Annotated in this window: 7 protein-coding genes; 5 read left to right on the forward strand and 2 right to left on the reverse strand. The window is 76.1% G+C overall.

The features are described from left to right. Positions 1–655 (forward strand): diaminopimelate decarboxylase family protein (locus tag L615_RS24025; protein ID WP_396954708.1); only part of this gene is annotated, 655 nt, incomplete at its 5' end. Positions 656–672: 17 nt separating this feature from the next. Here L615_RS24025 and soxR read toward each other — a convergent pair. Continuing rightward, on the reverse strand, positions 673–1,137 hold the full coding sequence (gene soxR, locus L615_RS04195) for a redox-sensitive transcriptional activator SoxR (protein ID WP_036517636.1): 465 nt from the start codon (positions 1,135–1,137) through the stop codon (positions 673–675). Between the two features lie 36 nt (positions 1,138–1,173). Here soxR and L615_RS24030 point away from each other — a divergent pair, with 36 nt between their 5' ends. Genes L615_RS24030 through L615_RS04205 form a run of 3 tightly spaced genes read left to right on the forward strand, consistent with a single transcriptional unit; the run spans position 1,174 to position 3,519 of the window. Then, positions 1,174–1,761 carry an alcohol dehydrogenase catalytic domain-containing protein gene (locus tag L615_RS24030; protein ID WP_261376548.1) on the forward strand — a complete coding sequence of 196 codons (588 nt, stop codon included), beginning with the start codon at positions 1,174–1,176 and terminating at the stop codon, positions 1,759–1,761. 25 nt (positions 1,762–1,786) lie between these two features. After that, complete coding sequence (locus L615_RS24035; RefSeq protein WP_261376549.1) at positions 1,787–2,173, forward strand: zinc-binding dehydrogenase; 387 nt, start codon at positions 1,787–1,789, stop codon at positions 2,171–2,173. After that, positions 2,170–3,519 (forward strand): MFS transporter, encoded by a 1,350-nt coding sequence (locus L615_RS04205; RefSeq protein WP_145724220.1) that lies wholly within the window; start codon positions 2,170–2,172, stop codon positions 3,517–3,519. Before L615_RS24035 ends, L615_RS04205 begins: the two co-directional genes overlap by 4 nt. A 28-nt stretch (positions 3,520–3,547) precedes the next feature. Here the strand turns inward: L615_RS04205 and L615_RS04210 are convergent, their stop codons facing one another. Next, positions 3,548–4,018, reverse strand: a complete 471-nt coding sequence (locus tag L615_RS04210; RefSeq protein ID WP_145724221.1) for a nucleotide exchange factor GrpE — start codon at positions 4,016–4,018, stop codon at positions 3,548–3,550. Positions 4,019–4,064: 46 nt separating this feature from the next. On the opposite strand from L615_RS04210, the gene L615_RS04215 reads away from it, so the two are divergent. Beyond that, on the forward strand, positions 4,065–5,202 hold a 1,138-nt coding region (locus tag L615_RS04215; RefSeq protein ID WP_145724228.1), incomplete at its 3' end, for an Hsp70 family protein.

The raw sequence follows: 5,202 nt of genomic DNA on the forward strand, positions 1-5,202 counted from the left end.
CGCCGGCCGCCGCGTGCTCGCGCTGCACGCGCACGTCGCCTCCGAGCTGGGCCACGTGATGCCCGAGCTCGACCTCGGTGGCGGGTTCGGCATCGCCTACACCACCCAGGACGACCCGGCGGAGCCGTCGCTGCTGGCCGAGCAGATCACCCGGATCGTCACCGGCGAGTGCGCCGCCCTCGGCATCGACGTGCCGCACCTGTCGATCGAGCCCGGGCGCGCGATCGTCGGCCCCGCGATGTGCACCGTCTACACGGTCGGCACGGTCAAGGAGGTCGAGCTCGACGCGGGCGCCTCGCGCACCTACGTCAGCGTCGACGGCGGCATGAGCGACAACATCCGCACCGCCCTGTACGACGCCGACTACTCCTGCACGCTCGCGTCCCGCGCGTCCACGGCCCCGCCCGTGCTCGCCCGGGTGGTCGGCAAGCACTGCGAGTCGGGCGACATCGTGGTCAAGGACGAGTTCCTGCCCGGCGACATCGGCCCCGGTGACCTCGTCGCGGTGCCGGCCACCGGCGCCTACGGCCGCTCGATGGCGTCGAACTACAACCACGCGCTGCGCCCGCCGGTGGTCGCGGTCCGCGACGGCCAGGCCCGCGTGGTCGTGCGTCGCGAGACCGAGGACGACCTGCTCGCGACCGACATCGGCTGACCCGGCCGGTCGGGCCGTCAGCCCCGGCCGAGCAACCGGACCGGTCCGTCGCCGGACTCCGCGAGCGCGTCCCCGGGGTTCGCCAGCCGGCACGAGCGCATCGACAGGCAGCCGCAGCCGATGCAGTCGTCGAGGGTGTCGCGCAGCCGCTCAAGCCGGGCGATCCGCTCGTCGAGCACCGAGCGCCACGAGCGCGACAGCCGGGTCCAGTCGGCCTTGGTCGGGGTCCGGCCCTCGGGCAGGGTCGCCAGCGCGGCCCGGATGTCGGCCAGCGAGATGCCGACGCCCTGCGAGACCCGGACGAACGCGATCCGGCGCAGCACGTCGCGGTGGTAGCGACGCTGGTTGCCCGCCGTGCGCACGCTGCTGATGAGGCCCTCGCGCTCGTAGAAGTGCAGCGCCGACACCGCCACCCCGGCGCGCCGGGCCACCTCGCCGGGCGCCAGGTCGTGGGTCCTGATCTCCTGGTTGACGTCGCTCATTGACCTCAACATTAGTTGAGGTTGTCGGATGGCTGCATGCACGCGATCCGACAGCACGCCTACGGCCCGCCGTCCGTCCTGCAGCTCGAGGAGCTGCCCGACCCCCAGCCGGGTCCCGGCCAGGTCCGGGTCGCGGTCGAGGTCGCCGGCGTGCACCTGCTCGACACCTACCTGCGCGCGGGCAAGGGGCCGGCGACCGTGGCGGCACCGGCCCTGCCGGTGGTGCCCGGCCGCGAGGTGGCCGGCGTCGTGGACCAGGTCGGCGACGGCGTCACCTCCGCGTGGCTCGGCCGACCGGTCGTCGTACACCTCGGGCCGCAGGGCAGCGGTGGCTACGCCGAGCTGGTGCTGGCCGACGTCGACCGGGTGCGCGAGCGCCCGGCGGGGATGGACGCGGCGACGGCCGTGGCGGCGATCGGCACCGGGCGCACGGCCGCGGGCATCCTCGACCTCGCCGGGATCACCGCCGACGACGTCGTCGTGGTCACCTCGGCCGCAGGCGGCCTCGGGACCCTGCTCCTGCAGGGCGCCCGCAACACCGGTGCCCGCGTCGTCGGCCTGGCCAGCGGCGACAAGCTCGAGGTGGTGCGCCGCTTCGGCGCGCACACGGCGGTCGACCGATAGGTGCTCCGACCGGGAGCATGGGCGCATGGCCGCCGACCTCGACCGCCGCGACCCCGCCTGGCCGGACGTCCTGCGCGCCGCCGAGCCGCGGCTCACCGTCCTGCTCGACGGCGTCGGCGGCGACCTGCCGCGCGCCCTGCACGCGATGCTCGAGCCCGGCGGCCGGACCGTCCGCTTCTCCGGCGACCGCGAGGGCTACGACGAGGCGGACCGCGAGGTCGTCGACGTCCTCGGCCCGGCGATCACCAGCCGGGTGGCGGAGCTGGAGAAGGACGCGCTCGAGGCCGCGGCCGACGGGTCCCGGGTGCCGTTCGTCGGCACGGTCCACCCGCTCGCCGACGCCGCACTCGCCCACGAGGCGCTGGAGGCCGGCCGCGCGGTCGGCAAGGTCGTCCTGGTGGTCGGCCGGTGACGGCGGTCGTCGACGCCGCGGTGGGCTCACCGTGGCGGGGCCGCTACGCCCGCACGACGGTCGGGGTCTTCGCCCTGGCCTTCCTCTTCGCCTTCGAGGCGCTCGCCGTGGCCACGGTGATGCCCGACGTGGCGGCCGACCTCGACGGGCTCAGCTGGTACGCCGTCGCATTCGCCGCGCCGCTCGCCGCCGGCGTCGTGGCGCTCGCTGCCAGCGGCGTGCAGGTCGACCGGCTCGGGCCCGCGCCGGTGCTGCGCCGCGGCCTGCTGGTCTTCTGCGCCGGCGTCACGGTGGCCGGGCTGGCGCCCACGATGCCGCTGTTCGTCCTCGGCCGGCTGGTGCACGGGTACGGCGGCGGGCTGATCGGCGTCGCCCTCTACGTCGTGATCGCGCAGGCCTACCCGGAGGCGATGCGGCCGCGGGTGTTCGCGGTGCTGACGACCGCGTGGGTGCTGCCGGCGCTGGTCGGTCCGCTGCTCGCCGCGCAGGTCGCCGAGCTCGTGGGCTGGCGCTGGGTGTTCCTCGGGGTGCCGGCCGTCGCGGTCGCGGCGTGGCTGCTGGTGGCCGACGCACCGTCGCGCCCCGGGCCGGCCGCCGACCGTGACGCCCGCGATCGCGGCAGGCTGCGGTGGGCGCTCACCGAACGCGGTGTGCTGGCAGTCAGCCTCGGCGGCCAGCAGGTCGTGGCGTGGTGGCCGCTGCTGGTCGCGGTCGGCCTCGGCGCGGTGGTGGCCGGCGCAGGCCGGGTGCTCCCGGCCGGTGCCTGGCGCCTGGGCGCCGGCCTGCCCGCGGTGATCGGCTCCCGGGCCGCCATCGGCACCGCGTTCGCCGCGGCCGAGGTCTACGTGCCGCTCCTGCTCGTGCTGGAGCGGGGGCTGAGCCTGGCCCAGGCAGGCTGGGTGCTCACCACTGGCGCGGTGACCTGGTCGACCGGCGCCGTGCTGGCCGCCCGGTGGCGGCTCCTCGCGGACCAGCCGGGGCGGGTGCGGGCCGGCGCGCTGCTCCTCGGCAGCGGCATCCTCGGCCTCGCGACGGTCTCGTTGCCCGTCGTACCGCTGGCGGTGGTGGTCGCCGCGTGGGGCGTCGCCGGGCTGGGCATCGGGATGGCCTTCTCGACCCTCTCCGTCCTCGCCCTCGCCACCGCCGCGGAGGGGGAGGCCGGTCGCACGTCGTCCTCGCTGCAACTCGCCGACCACCTCTCCAACAGCGTCGGGGTCGCCGTCGGCGGGGTCGTCTTCGCAGCGTTCGCCGAGTCCGCGCCCGCACCCGCGGCGACCGGACTGGTCCTGGCGGCCGGCGTCGTGGCCTTCCTGGCGCTGGTGCCGGCGGCGCGGCTACGGGACTGAGCGGGCCAGCCCAGGCCGGTCGGGCCGGTCAGGCCGGTCGGCCCGCGCGGTGCACGGCGACCCGCGCCGGGCGCACCGCCCGCCCGAGCTCGGTGACGACCAGGCCGGGCTCGACCAGCTCCGCGACCGTGCGGTCCCGGGCGGCGTCGTCGGTCGCGACCACCTCGACCGCCTCCATCGTCGTCGCGTCGAAGACGGCGCCGGGGGAGGGCGCGACCAGTCGGCCACCGCGGCCCTCGATCAGGCGCTCGAGCCCGCCGGCGACGGCGGTGAAGGCCTCGCGCTCGCGGCGCGACCGCGCGGTGGCGGCGCAGGCGCTGGCGTCGCGGTGCAGGGCGAGCAGGTCCACCAGGAGCGGGACGTCGGCCCCGGCCCGGGCCCGGGCCGCGGCCGCCCGGCCGTCATCGACCAGCTTGTCGATGCTGGCGGCCTGCCGGGCCACCAGCCGGCCGACGTCGACCACGGCGTCGGCGAGGTCCTGCAACGTCGGTTCGGACATCCGCGAATCGTAGCCAGCGTGCACCCCCGCAGATAGGCTCGCCGCCGTGGCCGTCCACGGAATCGACCTCGGCACGACCTGCTCGGCGATCGCGCGGACGGACGCGGGCGGTCGGCCCGAGGTGCTCGTCGGCATGACCGGTGAGCCGACGGTCCCCTCGGTGGTCCTCTTCGCCTCCGAGCGCGAGCACCTCGTCGGCGAGGGCGCCCGCCGTCAGGCGCGCCTCGACCCCGAGCACGTGTGCGCGCTGGTGAAGCGCCGGATGGGCGACTCGGAGTGGCGCTTCGTCGCGCACGGGCGCACCTGGTCCGCGGCCGCCGTGTCGTCCCTGGTGCTGAAATCGGTCTGCGAGGACGCCGCCTTCGGCTCCGGCGAGCCGGTGACGTCCGCGGTGATCACGGTGCCGGCGTACTTCGGCGACGAGGAGCGGCGAGCGACCACCCTCGCAGGCACCTACGCCGGCCTCGACGTCGTCGACGTGCTCTCCGAGCCGATCGCCGCTGCGCTGTCGTACGGCTTCGGGCGGCTCGACGGCTCCTTCGGCCTCGGCAAGGGGGAGGACTACGAGACAGTCCTGGTCTACGACCTCGGTGGCGGGACGTTCGACGCCACGGTGATCGAGCTCGCCGACCGGCGGATCTCGGTGCTCGCCGTGGACGGTGACCACCAGCTCGGCGGCGCCGACTGGGACGAGCGGATCTGCCTGCACCTCTCGCGGCAGTTCTGCGCGGAGAACCCGGACGCCGAGGACCCGCTCGACGACTCCGCCGGCAGCCAGGAGCTGGTGCTCGCCGCGCAGCGCGCCAAGCACGACCTCTCCGAGCGCGAGGTCACCGAGGTCGTCGTCAGCCACGACGGCGCCCGTTCGACCGTCACGCTCACCCGCGCCGAGCTGGAGGACATGACCTCGGCGCTGCTGCGCCGCACGGTCGACCTCACCCGGTCCTGCCTCGAGGCGGCGGCCCGCCGCGGCGTCGGCCGGGTCGGCCGGGTGCTCATGGTCGGCGGGTCGTCGCGGATGCCGATGGTCGCCCGGGCGCTGCGCGCGGAGCTCGGCATCGAGCCGGAGCTGCACGACCCCGACCTCGCCGTCGCCAAGGGGGCCGCGCTCTACGGTGCCAAGAAGGAGCTCGAGCGCCTCGTCGAGGGCGACCTGCTCACGCGCGGCCGGCTGCGGGCGGGCG

The organism is Nocardioides sp. J9, from assembly GCF_007829375.1.
In the GTDB taxonomy this organism is placed as follows: domain Bacteria; phylum Actinomycetota; class Actinomycetes; order Propionibacteriales; family Nocardioidaceae; genus Nocardioides.